We start from the raw sequence: 16,952 nt of genomic DNA on the forward strand, positions 1-16,952 counted from the left end.
GCACTGCTTGGGGCGCTTCCCCGCCGCCGGCAAGGCATTGCTCCGAGCCCACCGGATCTGCCACGGCCCCCGCACGTCCGCGCGCACCCGCGCGCCCCCACGCGCTCTCACGCAGGAGAGCAACGCCCGGGCTGCCTCGTCCGTCCTTGGCGATGACCCCGATTTCACGAGCAAATCGAGCAAACCGCATGCCGGGAGGGCGCGAACCCCGGTTCGCGGCACCTCACCCTTGACGCGTTCCTGCCCAGGCGCGAATTGAGCGGCCTTCCTGGAGTCTCGATGAGCCATATGGGTGTTACGAACGGGGCCGGCGCCGGAGAGGCAGTGCCGGGGTCGCCGGGTGGGGCCAAGGGCGACGAAACCGCGGCGGCCCCGCCGCTGGTGCCGTCGCACGTGCTCTCGGGCAAGCGGCTCGTGGTGGTCGGAGGGACCGGCTTCCTCGGCAAGGTCTGGCTGGCCATGCTGCTCGCGAGGTTCCCGGAGATCGCCCACATCTACCTGCTCGTCCGGGCCAAGGAGAACCAGTCGCCGGAGGAGCGCTTCTGGTCGCAGATCGTGACCTCGCCGGTCTTCGACCCGATCCGCGAGCAGTACCCCGGGCCCGCCTTCGAGGAGTACCTGCGGCAGAAGATCACGCCCATGAACGGCAACGTCGGCCTGCCGCTGCTCGGGCTGGGTGACCGCGTCGGGGAGCTCACGGGCAACATCGCCGCGGTCGTGAACGTGGCCGGCGTCGTCGACTTCAACCCGCCGCTCGACGAGGCGCTCGAGGTCAACGCGTTCGGCATCAGCAACCTCGTCGAGCTCGCGCGGACCCTCGGGGCCAAGGTGATGCACACGAGCACCTGCTTCGTCGCGGGCTACCGCTCCGGGCTCATCGAGGAGAACCACCCGGCCGAGATCCCCTTCCCCCGCGCCGCGGGCGAGACGTGGTTCGGCGCCGCCTGCCCGAAGCGGACCCTCGATCGATCGCACTGGGATCCGCAGCGCGAGATCAGCGAGTGCCTCGACCTCGTGCAGCAGGCGCGCCAGCGGTGCGAGGACGCCTTCCGGCAGAGCGCCTTCCTCGACGAGGCCAAGGCCAACCTGGCCTCGCGCAGCGAGCCGTGCCGGGGCAGCGCGCTCGAGAACGAGCTCGCCAGGGTGAAGCGCAAGTTCATCAAGGACCGGCTCATCGAGGCCGGCAAGGAGCGCGCGCTCTTCTGGGGGTGGACCAACATCTACACCTACACGAAGAGCATCGGCGAGCAGGTCCTCGCGAGCTCCGGGCTGCCCTTCACCATCGTCCGCCCCGCCGTCGTGGAGACCGCGGTCGAGTTCCCGTTCACCGGCTGGAACGAGGGGATCAACACCTCGGCGCCGTACCTCTACCTCGCCTCGAAGGGGCAGGTGCAGTTCCCGGGCGACCACGACGTGCGGCTCGACCTCATCCCGGTCGACATGACCGCGAGCGGCATGATCGCCTCGCTCTGCGAGCTCATCGAGGGCCGCGCGCCCGCGGTGTACCAGTACGGATCGACCGACACGAACGGCTGCCGCGTGACGCGCTACCTGGAGCTCGCCGGGCTCTACAAGCGGCGGCAGGTGTTCGAGGGGAAGAAGACCTCGCTCTTCGACGTCGTGTCGTCCCGCTTCGAGCCGCGCGGGCTGACCCGGCAGCAGTACGGCGCGCACGGCGCGCGCGCCATCGAGGGCGCCCTCCGCGGCCTGGGCGGCCTGCTCAAGACGGCGAGCGTCGGCCCCGCCGCGGCCCTCCTCAAGCCGGCGGCGGCCGCGCTCGAGAACGCCGCCAGGACCGAGCAGAAGACGGCCACGCTCCTCGAGGTCTTCATGCCGTTCGTCGCGGAGGGCGACTGGGTCTACTCCTGCGCCAACACGCGCGCGGCGATGGCCCGCATGCCCCCCGAGGAGCGGGCGCGCTTCGTCTGGGCGCCCGAGAAGATCGACTGGCGCGACTACATCTGGAACGTCCACCTCCCCGGCCTGGAGAAGTGGGCCTTCCCGCTCATGGAGGAGATGCTCCGCCGGGAGATCAAGCCGCTCCGGCCCTACGACAGCCTGGTCGACCTGCTCGACGAGGTCGCCGAGCGCTTCGATCACGCGCTCTCGGTGCAGCGGTTCGAGCAGGACGGGCTCTCGCGCACGAGCTACCGCGAGCTCCGCGACGCGGCCTGCATGACCGCCGCGCGCCTCGCCGCGCTCGGCGTCCGCCGCGGCGATCGCGTGGCGCTCTCCGGCGCGAACCAGCCGGCGTGGCCCGTCGCCTACTTCGGCATCCTCCGCGCAGGCGCCGTCGCCGTCCCGATCGATCCCGGGCTCGACGCGAAGGCGTTCGCGGACGTCCTCCGCTCGTCGACGGCGAAGGTCGTCCTCTGGGACGGCGGCGTGGCGGAGAAGCTCGGCGCCGACGTGCGCGCGGCGCTGCCGAACCTTGTCGCCTTCGACATGGTCGGGTTCGCCGAGGGCCAGGTGCCCGACCTGGGCCCGGCCTCCGGCGACGGGCTCGCGCCCCCGGACGTGCGCGTGGGCAGCCAGGACGTCGCGAGCGTCGTCTACACGAGCGGCACGACCGGGGAGCCGAAGGGCGTGCTGCTCACGCACGGCAACTTCACGGCGCTGCTGGCCTCGCTGGCGCCGCTGTTCCCGCTCAAGGCGAGCGACCGCGTGCTCAGCGTGCTGCCGCTCCACCAGACCTTCGAGGTCACCTGCGGCCTGCTCCTGCCGCTGTCGCAGGGCGCGCGGATCATCTACCTCGACGACGTCTCGGCCGATCGGGTGAGCGACGGGCTGAAGAAGGCGCGCGTCACGGCGATGGTCGGCGTGCCCGCGCTCTGGCAGATGCTGGAGCGCCAGATCGTCGCCAGGGTGAAGGAGCAGGGGCCCGCCGCGGCCACCGCGTTCAGCTGGGCCATGGAGCTGAACCGCATGCTCGGCAAGAGCCTGGGCCTGAACGCGGGGCGCCTCTTCTTCGGCAGCGTCCACGACGCGCTCGGCGGCAACGTCCGCTTCCTCATCTCGGGCGGCGCGGCGCTCCCCAGGGACACGGCCGCCGTGTTCAAGGGGCTCGGCCTGCCGCTCGCCGAGGGCTACGGCCTGACCGAGGCGGCGCCGCTCCTGACCGTCACCAAGCCCTCGCCGGCGGCGAGCCCGGGGAACGTCGGCAAGCCGATCCCCGGGGTGAAGATCAAGATCGCGAACCCGGACGCGAACGGCGTCGGCGAGGTGCTCGCGCGCGGCCCCAACGTGATGAAGGGCTACGCCGACGACCCGGACGCGACCCAGGCGGCCCTCGACGCGGACGGGTGGCTCCGGACGGGCGATCTCGGCAAGCTCGACAAGCAAGGGCGGCTCGTCCTCGTCGGCCGGCAGAGCGAGGTCATCAGCGCGGCGAAGGGCGAGAACCTGTACCCGGCCGACATCGAGCGAATGCTCGGCAAGGTCGAGCACGTCAAGGAGCTCGCCATCGTCGGGATCGACAACGGCCGCGGCGGCGAGCAGGTCGCCTGCCTCGCCGTCCCCACGGCGCCCGGCGCGAAGGACGGCGAGGACGACGAGGCGCTCGCGCGGGCCAAGCAGCACGAGCGCGCGCTCGACGCGCTCCGGACGGCGATCCAGGCGCTGCCCAAGCCGTGCCACCCCATGGCCGTCCACCTCGACGACGCCGACCTGCCCCGCACCGCGTCCGGTCAGGTGAAGCGCTCCGAGGTGAAGGCGATCGTCACGCGCCTCGCCGCCGAGGCCGCCGCGGCCGGCGCGGGCGCTGCCGCCGTCGCGCAGGACGCCGGCGCGGCGATCGCAGAGCCGAACGCGCACGGCGCGGGCGACGAGCCGATCCACATCCCCCGCCCGGTGGCCGACTTCGCCAAGCACTGGATGAACAAGGTCCAGTCCGGCTTCTACGGGAACGTCATGCGCCCGAAGGTCTACGGGCGCGCGTTCATCCCGCACAACCGCAACACGATCGTCGTCTCGAACCACGCGAGCCACCTCGACATGGGCCTCGTGAAGTTCGCGCTCGGCAGCTACGGGGACGGCCTCGTCTCGCTGGCCGCGCAGGACTACTTCTTCGAGGGCAACCGCTGGCGGCGCGCCTACTTCGAGAACCTCACGAACCTCGCGCCCTTCGACCGCAAGGGCGGCCTCCGCACGGCGCTGCGCCAGACCGGCGAGATCCTGGACCGCGGGCGGACCGTGCTCCTCTTCCCGGAGGGCACGCGCAGCCCCGACGGCGGCATCCTCGAGTTCAAGCCGGCGATCGGGCACCTCGCGCTCACCCACAACGTCGACATCCTGCCCCTCTACCTGGGCGGCACCTTCGAGGCGCTCCCCAAGGGGCGCACCGTCCCGATCCGCCGCGACCTCGTCGCGCGCATCGGGCCGCCGCTCGCGATCGGCGACCTCCGGCGGCTCACCGCCGGGATGAAGTACGCGGTGGCCTGCCGCAAGGTCGCGGAGCTCACGCAGCTCGCCGTCATCAAGCTCAAGGACGGCGGCGCCCTCGATCTGAGCCGGGTCGAGAGCATCGATCAGGCCGCCACCACGACCAAGGAGCACCCGCTCACGCTCCTGTTCCGCGAGCTCGAGTCGAAATACGTGGCGGGGCGGGTCAGCCAGCCGATCACCTACTACGTGACGCTCGGCACGGAGGACGAGGCGAAGTGGACGCTGCGGATCGACGCGGCCAGCTGCGAGGCGCGGATCGGTAAGCCAAGCCAGCAAGCGGACTGTGTCCTCAAGACCACGCCCGAGATATTCACCAAGATCGTCCGCGAGGCCTACACACCGAGCCCGATGGAGTTCATGACGGGCCTCGTGAAATCGAACGACATCTCCCTCCTGCAGACCTTCCAGAAGGTGTTCGACCTCGCATGAGCCGCTATCTCGTCACCGGCGCGACCGGTTTCCTGGGATCGCACCTCGTCACGGCGCTCCGTGGGGGTGGCCATGACGTGGTGGCGCTCTGCCGGGCAGAGGCGCCCGCGCTCGCCGCGCAGGGCGTGGAGCTCCGCCGCGGAGACATCCTCGACGCGGCGTCGGTGCGCGGCGCCGCCGAGGGCTGCGACGGGGTGTTCCACTGCGCCGGGCGCGTCTCGCGGCGGCGCGAGGACGCCGAGGCGCTCTACCGGACGCACGTCGAGGGGACCAAGATCACCCTCGACGCCTGCCGCGACGCGGGGGTGAAGCGCGCGGTGATCGCGAGCACGAGCGGCGTCGTCGCGGTCAGCAAGGACCCGAACGACGTCCGCGACGAGACGGCGGCGACGCCGATCGACCTCATCGCCGGCTGGCCCTACTACCGCTCGAAGCTGTACGCCGAGCGCGCGGCGTTCGATCGCAGCGGGCCCGGCTTCGAGGTCCTCGCCGTCAACCCGAGCATCCTGCTCGGCCCGGGCGACGTCCATGGCGCCTCGACCGGGGACATCGTGAGCTTCCTCGAGCGTCGGCTCCCCTTCACCCCCGCGGGCGGCCTCTCCTTCGTCGACGCCCGCGACGCGGCCCAGGGCATGGCGCTGGCGATGGACAAGGGCCGCCCGGGCGAGCGCTACCTGCTCGGCGCCGCCAACATGAGCCTGGAGGTCTTCTTCCGCCGCCTCGCGCGCATCTCGGGCGTCGCGGCCCCCGCCCTGCGGCTGCCGCGGAGCATCGCGCTCGCGAAGGCGGGCGCGCACCTCATCGAGCAGGCGCGGAAGCGGCTGCCGTTCGATCTGCCGGTCGATCCGGTGTCGGCCGAGATGGGCCAGCACTTCTGGTACCTCGACGCGACGAAGGCCCGGCGCGAGCTCGGCTGGACGCCGCGCGACCCGCTCGAGACCCTCGCGGACACGGTCGCCGATCTGCGCGCCCGCGGCGTGGTCTGGCCGCAAGCGTAGGTGGAGCGCGGCGCGCGGCCTCGCCGCGCCGGGCCGACCCCCGCTCAGACGGCCCGGCGGAGCGGGGTCGGCGGGAACAGGTCCTTCATGTCGAGCGGGAGCTGACCGCGGAACCCCTCGATCTCCCCCGCGGACACGCTGTCCGCGACGGCCTCGCAGATCGCCTGCAGCACGAAGCCGGCGGCCTCGCGGTCCATGCGCAGCTCGCGCGCGACGTCGGCCTCGATGGTCGCCGTCGTGATGCGCTTGTCCGGCCCGTCGAGGAACGGCTCGAGCGACGGGTGGAGCTTCGAGGGCAGCTGCGCGACGAGGTGCCGCGCCTCCTGGGGCGTCACCCTGCGGCAGAGGCAGCCGAGGACGATCTGGAGCGCGAGCTCGGCGCGGTCGCGCTGCTGGAGGCCGCTGTGGCGCTCGACGGCGTGGATCAGCCGGCCATAGGCGCTGTCGGCGCGCGCCTTGCGCCGGGTGAGGGCGCGCACGCGGCCGTGCGAGCGCTCCGGGCGCGCGGTCCCCTCGGGGTGCAGCGCGCCTTCCGGCTTGAAGCGGGCGGCCACCTCGAGCTGCGCCTTCACGACGGAGCCGGCGGCCTCCGCGTCGATGACCCCATCGGCGAGGAGATCGTCGAGGGTCACCAGGCCGACGGGCCGCCCTTGCTCGGTCACCGGCACGCGCCGACACGCATGATCGCGCATGGTGCGCACGGCGTCGTCGATCGACGCGTCGAGCTCGAGCGTCGCGATCTCGTCCGACATGATGTCGCGCAGCATCGTGCTGCGCGCGTCGAGGTCGCCTGCCACGACCTCCAGCGCGATATCGCGGTCGGTCACGATGCCGGCGAGGCGCTGGCCGTCGTGGACCAGGACCGCGCCGACGTGGTTGTCCATCATCGCCCTCACGGCGTCATAAGCGGTCGAGCGCGGGCTAAGAACGATCATTCTCGGGCGTCGGTACTCTTCGAGCGACATGGCGAGTCCCTCCCCTGGGCAGCGCGTTCGGGGTTGTGCGTGCGTACGCCAGAGCGCGGCTAGCCAGAACGGTACCAACCGCGATGGCGCGCGTGGCCGGCGGGTGGACGCGGCGCGCGGGATCGCCGATCGCCGCCGCGAGCGGACGAGCAAGAGCCTTACGCGCCGCCGGCGCGAGGGGCGAAGCCGCTCGTCAGCGGATCGCGCCGCGCGCCTGCGGCGCCGCGTTGGCGCCGCCGCCCGCCTCGGTGCCCAGCGCGCTGCGCGCCTGCTTGGTCGCGGGCGCGACAGGCGCGAGCCGCACCATCCGGTGCAGGAGCCCGTCGACCCGCTGCAGCCAGCCGCGCCAGGCGGCGTACTGCGCCACCGGGATGGTCGACTGATCGAGGATCACGCGCTCCTTCACCACCACGGCGTTCTTGCCGGGCACCTTCGCGAAGGAGATCGTCGCCCGCCCGAACGCGCCGCCGTTCTCGTCGCCGCCCGGCGGGAGCTCGGCGAACGCGTACCCGGGCGGGGCGGTGATCGTGATCGTCCGGCTGTGGTGCCGCGGCGCGAAGCTCGGCGGCAGGACCACCGGCAGCGTGCGCTTCACGAGCGGCGCGAGCTGCGACGTCATCGTGGACGCGCCCGAGAGCGGAACGGAGAGCTCCGCGCCCTCGCGGCGGGCGAGCCCCTCGGAGCGCGCCTCGTACTCGAGCGTCGCCGCCCCGTGCGGGAGATCGGCCTGGAACGCGACCTTGGGCTTCACGTCGACCGTCGGGAACCAGCCGTACGCGAGGTACTGCTCGACCCACTGCGCGCGCGCGTCGGCCTCCGCCAGGTTCGACCGGAGCTCGAACGCGGCGTCGCCGATGTGCCGCTCCTTCGCCGCGAGCTCGCCCGCGCCGGAGGGGAGCAGCGCGATCGTCCACTCGGCGTCGACGCCGTGATCGGCGGGCGAGCTCGCCGGCGTCTCCACGATCTTCGGCGGCCCCTCGTCAACGAACAGCGCCAGCGTGCGCGCGTCCATCGCCGGCAGCGGCCCCAGGCGGCTCTGCGGGCTCGTCGCGTCGAGCCACAGGCCCGGCGCGCCGCCCGCGCCCGGGAGGTAGGCGATGCCGTGATCGAACACCGGGATCGCCGCCACCTCGCTCCTGAGCAGCGAGGGCTGGCCCGTGTAGCGCGTCTGCACCAGCACCTCCGTCGCCTCGATGCCGATCGACTTGAGCAGCGTGATGAGCAGCATCGCCTTGTCGTCGCAGTCGCCCTGGCGCCGCGCCAGGAGCTCCTGGGGGCGGTTCGGCAGCCACCACTCGCCCGACACGAAGTTCACGTACCGGATGTCGTCCGCCACGAAGTCGAAGAGCGCCCGCAGCTTTGCCTCGCGCGTGGCCTTGCCCTTGGTGAGCTCCGCGGCGAGCCGGCGGACCTGATCGTCGGGCTCCATGAAGCCGGCGACCGCACCCCGGTACCACTCCCGGAAGTCGTGCCAGCCGTGGAACGTCGAGCCCACGACGACCGGCAGCACCTCCGCGAGGTGCGGGGCGAGCGGCTCCTCGGGCACCTCGGGCGGGTCGTCCCAGATGTACCGCGTCACCTGGCGGCCGTCCTTCTCGGACCTGAGCACCCGCTCGGCCTTGCCGTTCAGCACGTCGATCGCCAGCGGGTCGCTCGCCGGCGAGTCGACGACGACCTCGTTGTAGAGGATCGGCCGCGTGTCGGTCGAGCCGACGTAGTCGATGAAGTAGAACGGCGCGTCGCCCCGGCGGCCGACGGGGCCCCGGGTCCACGAGCGCACCGCGACCTCCACGACGTCCCCCGCCTTGAGCTCGGGCCAGCGCACGAACGGCTTCTGCCCGCCCGCGCCCTGCTCGTCCGGCTGCGCCACCGTGCCGTCCTTGCGGTGGACCCGCGCGAGCAGGAGCTCCGTGTCCTCCCCCTCGGCGGGGATGTCGCGCTCGTAGAGATCCTGATCGGTGCGTGGCTCGATGACGATCTCGCGCGCGTAGTGCATGAGCTGCGAGACGCGTTTGTCCGGGTGGTACGTCACGACGCGCACCCAGTGGAGCTGCCGGTCGGCCACCTCCCCCTTCTTCGCCGGGGTCTGCCGCCCGCGCGCGAGGAAGACGCCGGGCGCGACGAGGTGCTGCTCGTCGCGCATGCGCTGCCGGCCCGGCGCGCCGGCCGAGCCCTCGCCGAGGCGGAGCGCGAGCTCGGCCTTGAGGTACGGATCGCCGGGCGTGAGGTCGCGCGCCCGCGCGAGCGCGGCCGTGGCCACGCGCGACGCGGCGGCCGTCGGCCGCGCGCCCGCGCCATCCTCTCGCACCGCGGCGAGCGCCTGGAACGCGGCGGGCTGGTTCGGCGCGACCTGCGTCGCGTACGACAGCACCTCGCGCGCCCACGCGACGCGGCCCGCGTCGTGGAGCGCGCGGCCGATCCGGATGACGTCCTCGGCCGACGTCTGCTGCGCGAGCGCCCCGGCGGCCGCCACCTCCAGCGCGGCGCCGCCGTCGGGCTCGAACGCGAGCACGTAGGGCGCGCCCCGCGACTCGGGCGCGATCTCGGCGAGCCTGCGCGCGGCCCGCAGCTCGAGCGCCGGGTCCAGCCGGGCCGCGGCCGCGATCTCCTGCCAGACGACGACCGGCGTCCTGTCCTTCTGCTCGCGCTCGACCGCGAGCAGCTCCTCGAGCCCGGCCCGCGTGAGCCCCGCCGTCGCGAGCTTCTTCTTGACGAGCGCCCTGAGGACGCGCGCCTCGGGATCGCGCGCCGAGCGCAGCGGCTCCTCGCGCAGCGCGGCCGCGGCCCAGTCGACCCGCTCCGAGGCGAGGTGGGCGGCGACCAGCCGGCGCTGCGCGAACGCCGCGGTGGCCCGGTCCTTCTCGGCGAGGCCCCGGGCGCGCGCGGCCTCGAGCCAGCCGCTGCGGTTCGCGCCGAAGGGCGACACCCACCCCGCCAGCGCGAGCGCGTCGGCGGAGATCCCGGGCGACCGCGTCACGCGGTCGAGCAGCCCGGGCGCGCGGGGCGACCGCTGGTCGTCGGCGCCCCCGAGCGTGCGCGCCACGACGGCCGTGAGGGTCTGATCGAGCGACTGCGACGCGCCCGCGTCGAGCGCCCTGTCGAGCGCCGTCGCGACGGCGGTCGCGGCCCGCGCGCCCGGGGGCGGGGCCGGCGGCTTGAGCGGCGTGAGGTCCGACGACGTCGCGAGCGCCACGGGCCGGCGGTCCTCGTCGGTGAAGCGCACGCGGACGCGCCCCGCGTCGGCGATGGCCCCGGTGCACACCTTGAGGGCGAGCAGGTGATCGCCGGCGGGCGCCTCGATGCGCGAGGCGATGCGGTCGAGCACGAGGCGCTCGTGCGCCGCCTCGCTCGCGGCGACGTCGGCGCCGTCCCACAGGAGCCGCACGGCGCCGGTCGCGGCGACGTGGGCGAGGATCGGCTTGCGATCGAGCGCGGCCGGGACGGTCACGCGCGAGGCGAGGTACGTGCAGGTCTCCGTACGCGGATGGATGTAAAGATCGAGCGGCACGCCGCGCGCGGTCGACGCGGCGGGCAGCACCCTGCGCCACGCGACGTCGTACACCCCCCAGGCGTAGCGGGCGCTCATGTCGGAGAAGCGCTGGCCTTCGGCCTCGGGCCCCTCGCGGAGCGCGAGCCCGCCGCCCGAGTTGTCCTGGAACGGGCCGAGGACGGCGAACGCCTTGACGAGCCCGGACGGGTCCGGGGGCGCGTCGTACGAGACGGCGCGCGCGCCCGGCCACGTCGCCGCCGGCGGCTCCGGGGCGAGCGAGGCGGCGAGCCAGCGCGCCTCATCGGCGAGCGGCGAGGAGGACGCCCCGATCTGCGCGAGGCCCTCCCGTGCGCGGCCCTGCGCGGCGCGGTCGGCGAGCGCTGCCGCGATCACGAGCCCGGCGAACGCGTCGTCGCCGCCCCGCCGTGCCCGGGCCAGCGCCGCGCCGAGCATCTCGTCGGGCGTCGCGGCGGTCCACCGCAGCGGCAGCGCGATGGGCGCCCGCTTCTCGGACCCCGGCGCGCTGCCTGCCGCGGGAGCGCTCGCCCCCGCCTTCGCGCCTCCCGGACGCAGCGTCGGCGCGCCCCCGGCTCGCGGCGCCGGCGCGCTGCCCGCCGCGGGTGCGCCCGTGCCCGCCGTCGCGCCTCCCGGACGCGGCGACTGTGCGTTGCCCGCCGCGGGCGCGGCGGCGATCGCGAGCAGCGCAACGAGCCACCCGCCCCCGCGGAGCGCGCGGGCGCGCGCGCGTCGATCTCGTCCTCGTCGATCCCGTCGATCTCCCCCCGGCGAGCTGCGCTCCATCGAACCTCGCTTCCCGGCCACGGCATAGCGCGGGCCCGATCGCGGCGCGAGCGCGGCGATCACGCGCGGGTGCGGCCGCGGATCACGCGCAGGTGCGGCCGCGCCGCACCCGCGCGCCGTGCGCGAACTTGGCCGGCGAGCTCGCGGCCCCCTACCCTGCTCGCATGCGCCGCGCGTCACGATGGCTGCTCTCGGCGGTGATGGCCCTGACCACGCTCACGGCCTCGCCAGCATCGACCTTCGCCCGCGACACCAAGGTCGAATGGAAGAGCGTCGACGTCCCCGCGGGCGAGGGCCAGGCCCAGCGGGCCCGCGCGCTGCGCGGCATGCTCTCCAGCGCCGCGAAGAAAGCGGACTTCGGCAAGGCGAAATCGGTCGTGCTGAGCGCGCGCGTCGTCGAGTTCACCTCGTCCACGCGGGGCGACGTCCACCGCGTGAGCTGCACCGTCGTCGGCCGCGTCGTCGGCGGCCCCACCGCCCGCTCGCGCATCTCGTTCGGCGGCAGGCCGAGCGAGCGGCAGGCGCTGGAGAAGCAGGTGCTCGCCATGGTCGCGAGCGGCGTCGTCGGCCGGCTCGCCGCGATCGTCCGCGCCCGCGCGCACGACTGACGCGCACGACGCAGTCGACCTGCTCCGCCGCGGGATCGCGCCGCGCCCCGCTCGACCCTCCACGGGATCTGGACTACGACGGCCCGCACCTCATGGAACTGGACCGGATGGTGAGCGAGCTCTTCCAGGAGGAAGAGCTCGCTCGCGACACGGCGAAGAAGCTGATCGAGCTGGCGCAGCGCTCCGCGGACGAGGCGCGCGCCGAGCGCGCGAGCCTGCTCGCGTTCCTGCGTGGGCCGATGGAGCGGCACATGCGCTACGAAGAGACCGCCATATTCCCGCATTTTCAGGCGCGCGGGCTCGCCGAGGAGGTCCAGGTGGCGCTGAAGCAGCACGCCGCCGTGCGTGAAGCGACCGACGCCCTGGCGGCCGTTGCGCAGGGCGGCGACGTCGCGGAGGCCATCGTCGATGTCGCCCGGTTGCTCCTGCACCATACAAATTTCGAGGGCGACTACATTTATCCAGAGCTCACCCACGACGAATGGCGCGAGCTGATGAAGGAAACCGTTCCGCAGGGCATCTGAGGTGGTACGCATGAACTCGACACGGATGTTGTCCTCGACGTAGGCTTTTGCCGCCGTGTCTATTGCAGCTGGTCAGGTGCTGAGCGAGCGCTACCGCCTCATCCGACCCGTGGGGCAGGGCGCGCAAGCGGCGGTGTGGGTCGCCGAGCACCTGGCGCTCGGCACCCATGTCGCGGTCAAGCTCATCGATTTGGAGCTCGCGAAGCAGGAGGACGCGCGCGAGCGGTTCCGCCGCGAGGCGACGGCCGCAGCGCAGCTGCGCAGCGCGCACGTCGTGCAGATCATCGATCACGGCATCGACGGGGAGCAGCCGTTCATCGTGATGGAGCTGCTCGAGGGCGAGGATCTCTTCGATCGGCTCGCGCGCCGGCGCCGCCTCTCGCTCCAGGAGACGTCGAAGATCGTGACGCAGGTCGCGCGCGCGCTCACCCGCGCGCACGGGGCCGGCATCGTGCACCGCGACCTCAAGCCGGAGAATTTTTTCCTCTGCGCGAACGAGGACGACGAGATCGTCAAGATCCTCGACTTCGGCATCGCCAAGGTGAAGGGGCAGGGGAAGGGGAAGCGGGTCGCCCAGCGCACCAGCGTCGGCACGCTCATGGGCACGCCGCACTACATGAGCCCGGAGCAGGTGAAGGGGCTCCGGGAGGTCGACTACCGCGCGGATCTCTGGGCGCTCGGCGTGATCGCTTACCAGTGCGTGACGGGCGAGCTCCCGTTCGACAGCGAGGGGGTGGGCGACCTGCTGATCAAGATCTCGCTCGGCGAGATCCCGGTCCCGTCGAGGGTGAACCCGGAGCTGCCGGCGAGCTTCGACGGGTGGTTCGCGCGCGCCTGCGACCGCGATCCGTCGCGGCGCTTCAGCAGCGCGCGCGATCTCGCGGAGTCGCTCGCCCGCGTCGCCGACCTGTCGACCGAGGCCCCGATCAGCATGAGATCGCCGCAGTCGCCGCCGCCGCTGCCGCCCCGGGCCTCGCCCACGCGCCCGCCGGCGGCCCCGCCGCGGCCGGCGACAGGCTCGGTGATCCCGAAGGCGCCGCCGCTCCCCCGGGTGGCCGACCCCACGGGCGCCGGCTCGACGCGATCGCCCGAGCGAGGATCGGGCGAGCCGCCGGCGGACATGCCGGCCGCTCCGCCGTCGGCCAGATCGAGCGCGAGGGTCCCCGCGGTGCCAAGCGAGCGGCCGCAGACGCCGCCGCGGCTCACCGAGCGGCCTCCGCTCAGCGAGCGCCCGCCGCTGTCTTCTCGGATCGGCGAGCGGCCTCTCGCACCGCCGCGGGCCACCGAGCGACCTCCGGCGCCGCCTCGGCCCACGGCGCGGCCTCAGACGCCGTCGCTGGCGCAGATCAGCGAGCAATCACCGGGCTCGTCCGAGCTCGGCGAACGGCCGCCGCTCTCGGCTCGGCCCGGCGATCGACCTCCGGCGCCGCCGCAGCACAGCGACAGCGCATCGCAGAAGCCGCCGGTCGCTGCCGAGACGCTGGTCGCTGCAGGGACACCGGTCGCTGCCGGGACGCCGGTCGCCACGGGGACGCCGGTCGCTGCCCGAACACCGGTCGCCACCGGGACGCCGGTCTCCGCGCAGCCGAGCGGTGCATCGTCCGCGACGACAGACGGCGTGGACGCCCCACCAGGCGCGCCTGCACCGGCGCCGGCGCCCAGCGACACGTTCCGGAAGGCCGCCGACAGCGCGTCCTCGCTCGTCGACGTCGACATCGACGAGTTCGAAGAGGACGTGATCGACACCGACGTGGACGAGCCCTGGACGGCGACGGCCGCATCCGCGGCGCTCGCTCCACGCGCAGACGCAACGCCGGCCGAGCCCGCGGCCGCAGCCCAGGCGCCGGCCGAGCGCGCAGCCCAGGCGCCGGTCGAGCCCGCAGCCCAGGCGCCGGCCGAGCCCGCGACCCAAGCGCCGGCCGAGCCCGCGGCCCAGGCGCCGGCCGAGCCCGCGGCCCAGGCGCCGGCCGAGCCCGCGGCCCAGGCGCCGGCCGAGCCCGCGATGGCTGCGCCCCAGAGCGGCGTACCCGTCGCGCCAGACGCCACGGCCGAGCCGCCGCTCTCCTCGCAAACGCCACACGTGCTCTCGCCGCAACAGGCCGATCCGCACGCGATCGCCCCCGAGCGCGAGGCGCCGCCGAGCCAGGACCCGTCGTCGGAGAGGCTCCGCGACAACGTCAGGCGAGCGGTCGTCGGGGCGGTCGCGGCTGCCGCGCCCCCCGCCTCGCTGCGCGAGCCGCCCCCGCTCGATCCGCCGCTCGCCCCTCGGGCTCGCGCGTTGCCCTCCGGCCAGTCGCCGGACCAATGGATGAAGGGGTCCAGCGTGAGCGGGGTGGCGCACGAGGCGCGCGAGAGCGTGCTTCCGGAGTTCGACCCCGGCTCACGTCGGCGCCGACGCGCCGGCTTGGCAGCCCTCGCGCTGATGGCCCTGGCCGGCGTCGCCGCGTGGCAGATGGTCGTCCGCTCGCAGCGCCTGCCGCAGAGCACGCCGGCGGCCGAGAGCAAGGCCCCGCCGCCGCCCGCCGTCACGGCAGAGCCCGCACCGCCGCCAGAGCCCGCGCCCCAGCCGACCGTCACGGCGAAGGCCGTGGAAACGGCCACGGCCACGTCCGCGCAGCCGTCGGCGAGGGCCGCCACGACGACGCCGCCGCGGAAGCGGCGCCCGCCGCCGCCACCGCCGAAGAAGTCGCGGAAAGAGCCGGGCAAGGTGGACGACCTGACGATCGAGATCCCGATCCCCCCGGAGCCGGCCGAGGCGGAACCGACCTCACCAGCAGAGTCGCCGCCCCCGACCGGATCGCCCCAGGGCGATCCGGCCCCGCATGCAGAGTGAAGCGTGGAAACGACTGCCTATCAGCAATACTCCGAAGAATCCGGCGACTGGTTGAGGAAGGGGAGGGCCCGGCTGCTGGCCCATCTGGTGCGCGAGTTCGGCCCGGAACGGCGGCCGCTCGAGCTGCTCGAGGTCGGCGCCGGGGTCGGCCAGAACCTGAGTGTCCTCGCGGAGTTCGGGGCCGTCGACGCCAACGAGGTGAGCCCTCTCGGACAGGAGGCCATCGCGAAGGTCGGCGCGGCGAGGACGCTCTACGGCACATCCATCCCGTTCCAGCTCGACCGACGCTATGACGTGATCTGCGCGCTCGATGTCATCGAGCACATCGAGGACGACCGCGCCGCTCTCCGGTGGATCCATGACCACCTGAGCCCCGGCGGAATCTTCGTCGCCACGGTGCCCGCGTATCCGTGGCTGTTCAGCGACCACGACCGCGCATTGCAGCATTTCCGCCGGTACACGGCTGGCAGCTTCCGCGCCGCGCTGCCGGCCGAGCTCCACGTGGAAGCTTGTGCCTACTTCAACCAGCTCCTCTTCCCTGCCGCGGTCGGCTCGCGCGCCGTCTGGAGCGCCGCGCGCAAGCTGCGCCCTCGCAAGACCAGCATGAAGCAGCCCTCGCCGAAGTCGGGCCTCGCTTCCTCCGCGCTCGAAGCCGTCCTCGGTGCCGAGGTCGACCTCATCGCGCGCGGCTACCGGCCGAGCTTCGGCCTGTCGGTCTTCTGCGTGGCGAAGCGCTGGGCCGCATGAAGGACAGATCCGCGTCGCTCGCCGATCTCCCCAGCACCCCGCCCACCGGCGCCCCGCCCGCCCCCCCGAGGATCTCGGCAGATCCGCCCGAGCCCGCGCCCGGCCCGCCGCAGCGGATCGGGGGCCCGCTCGCCAGGGTGCGCACGGCGCTGCGCCCGATCATGGTCGTCGTCGCTGCCCTGTTCATCGGGCTCGCCGCGCGGGACCTCGCCCGCAGGTGGGAGAGCGGCGCGCCGATCGACATCCGTCCCGCGTTCGTGGCGCTCTCGGTGCTGCCCCTCGCGCTCGGCCTCGTCGTGCTGGGGCTCGCCTGGGCCTTCATCCTGGAAGAGCTGACCGGCCGGCCCATCCCTCGCTGGCCGGCGATCGCGCTGCACATCGAGTCGCAGGCGGCGCGGTACATCCCCGGCAAGGTCGGCGTGCCGCTGTTCCGCATGCTGGGCGCGTCGCGCATCGGGACGACCAGCGCGGAGGTGGGGTCGTCCTTCGCGATCGAGTTCACCAGCTTCATCGCGGTCGGCGCCATGGTGGGGTTCGGCCTGCTCGCGGCGGGCGGCGAGCAGTTCGCGGGCGCGAACGCGCTCATCGGTCCATGGAGGCTGCCCGTGCTCCTCGCCCTGGGCGCGGTCCTCGTCGCGCTCATGACCGTGGATCGTACCCGCGCGCCCGAGCGCGTGCGCAAGCTCCTCGCGCCCGAGGGGCGCGGGCCGCTCATGCCGGCGCGATTGCCGCTCGTGCACGCGGTGTACTCGCTGACCTGGGCCGCGCACGGCGCGTGCGCCGCGCTCGCCGTCGGCGCGACGCCGGGCGCGGCGCTCGGCGGCTCGGGCCTGTTCGTGCTGGCGCCCATCGCCGGTTTCCTCGCGATGGCCACGCCGGGCGGCATCGGCGTGCGTGAGGCGCTGCTCTCCGTCGGCCTCGCCCCCGTCGTCGGACCCGCCGCGGCGCTGGGCGCCGCGCTCATCTCGCGCGCCACCTCGCTCGCCGTGGACGTGGGCGGCTTGCTCATCGCGCGGCTGCTTTGCCGACGCGCCGCGCCTCGCTAGATCGCGCGGCTGCTTTGCCGACGCGCCGCGCCTCGCTAGATCGCGCGGCTGCTTTGCCGACGCGCCGC

At 73.9% G+C, this 16,952-nt stretch carries 9 protein-coding genes; 7 read left to right on the forward strand and 2 right to left on the reverse strand.

Going from position 1 to position 16,952, the window contains the following annotated elements; genetic code table 11:
- Positions 1-279 precede the first annotated feature (279 nt).
- Positions 280-4,872 carry an AMP-binding protein gene (locus WMF11_RS44655; protein ID WP_437975072.1) on the forward strand — a complete coding sequence of 1,531 codons (4,593 nt, stop codon included), beginning with the start codon at positions 280-282 and terminating at the stop codon, positions 4,870-4,872.
- Positions 4,869-5,870: an NAD-dependent epimerase/dehydratase family protein gene (locus WMF11_RS44660; RefSeq protein ID WP_437905143.1), complete on the forward strand. Its 1,002-nt coding sequence runs from the start codon at positions 4,869-4,871 to the stop codon at positions 5,868-5,870. Before WMF11_RS44655 ends, WMF11_RS44660 begins: the two co-directional genes overlap by 4 nt.
- Before the next feature lie 44 nt (positions 5,871-5,914).
- On the opposite strand, the gene WMF11_RS44665 is transcribed toward WMF11_RS44660, so the two are convergent.
- Positions 5,915-6,835 carry a DUF2267 domain-containing protein gene (locus WMF11_RS44665; RefSeq protein WP_437905144.1) on the reverse strand — a complete coding sequence of 307 codons (921 nt, stop codon included), beginning with the start codon at positions 6,833-6,835 and terminating at the stop codon, positions 5,915-5,917.
- 193 nt (positions 6,836-7,028) lie between these two features.
- Positions 7,029-11,126 (reverse strand): transglutaminase domain-containing protein, encoded by a 4,098-nt coding sequence (locus tag WMF11_RS44670; protein ID WP_437975073.1) that lies wholly within the window; start codon positions 11,124-11,126, stop codon positions 7,029-7,031.
- 164 nt (positions 11,127-11,290) lie between these two features.
- Between WMF11_RS44670 and WMF11_RS44675 the strand changes: the two genes are divergently transcribed.
- The 5 genes from WMF11_RS44675 to WMF11_RS44695 all read left to right on the forward strand — a co-directional run bounded on the left by WMF11_RS44675 (position 11,291) and on the right by WMF11_RS44695 (position 16,884).
- Complete coding sequence (locus tag WMF11_RS44675; protein ID WP_437905146.1) at positions 11,291-11,734, forward strand: hypothetical protein; 444 nt, start codon at positions 11,291-11,293, stop codon at positions 11,732-11,734.
- Between the two features lie 92 nt (positions 11,735-11,826).
- Complete coding sequence (locus WMF11_RS44680; protein ID WP_437905147.1) at positions 11,827-12,258, forward strand: hemerythrin domain-containing protein; 432 nt, start codon at positions 11,827-11,829, stop codon at positions 12,256-12,258.
- 55 nt (positions 12,259-12,313) lie between these two features.
- Positions 12,314-15,091: a protein kinase domain-containing protein gene (locus WMF11_RS44685; protein ID WP_437975074.1), complete on the forward strand. Its 2,778-nt coding sequence runs from the start codon at positions 12,314-12,316 to the stop codon at positions 15,089-15,091.
- 3 nt (positions 15,092-15,094) lie between these two features.
- Entirely contained in the window at positions 15,095-15,838 is a 744-nt protein-coding gene (locus WMF11_RS44690; protein WP_437975075.1) for a class I SAM-dependent methyltransferase, read from the forward strand.
- Entirely contained in the window at positions 15,835-16,884 is a 1,050-nt protein-coding gene (locus WMF11_RS44695) for a lysylphosphatidylglycerol synthase domain-containing protein (RefSeq protein ID WP_437975076.1), read from the forward strand. The genes WMF11_RS44690 and WMF11_RS44695 overlap by 4 nt, the downstream gene beginning before the upstream one ends.
- Positions 16,885-16,952 lie beyond the last annotated feature (68 nt).

This window comes from Sorangium sp. So ce295 (assembly GCF_051527405.1).
In the GTDB taxonomy this organism is placed as follows: domain Bacteria; phylum Myxococcota_A; class Polyangia; order Polyangiales; family Polyangiaceae; genus Sorangium; species Sorangium cellulosum_B.

Bases quoted from the DNA above. Each gene is read 5' to 3' on its own strand.
- WMF11_RS44655 (WP_437975072.1), top strand. From the start codon at position 280: ATGAGCCATATGGGTGTTACGAACGGGGCCGGCGCCGGAGAGGCAGTG.
- WMF11_RS44660 (WP_437905143.1), top strand. From the start codon at position 4,869: ATGAGCCGCTATCTCGTCACCGGCGCGACCGGTTTCCTGGGATCGCAC.
- WMF11_RS44665 (WP_437905144.1), bottom strand. From the start codon at position 6,835: ATGTCGCTCGAAGAGTACCGACGCCCGAGAATGATCGTTCTTAGCCCG.
- WMF11_RS44670 (WP_437975073.1), bottom strand. From the start codon at position 11,126: ATGGAGCGCAGCTCGCCGGGGGGAGATCGACGGGATCGACGAGGACGA.
- WMF11_RS44675 (WP_437905146.1), top strand. From the start codon at position 11,291: ATGCGCCGCGCGTCACGATGGCTGCTCTCGGCGGTGATGGCCCTGACC.
- WMF11_RS44680 (WP_437905147.1), top strand. From the start codon at position 11,827: ATGGAACTGGACCGGATGGTGAGCGAGCTCTTCCAGGAGGAAGAGCTC.
- WMF11_RS44695 (WP_437975076.1), top strand. From the start codon at position 15,835: ATGAAGGACAGATCCGCGTCGCTCGCCGATCTCCCCAGCACCCCGCCC.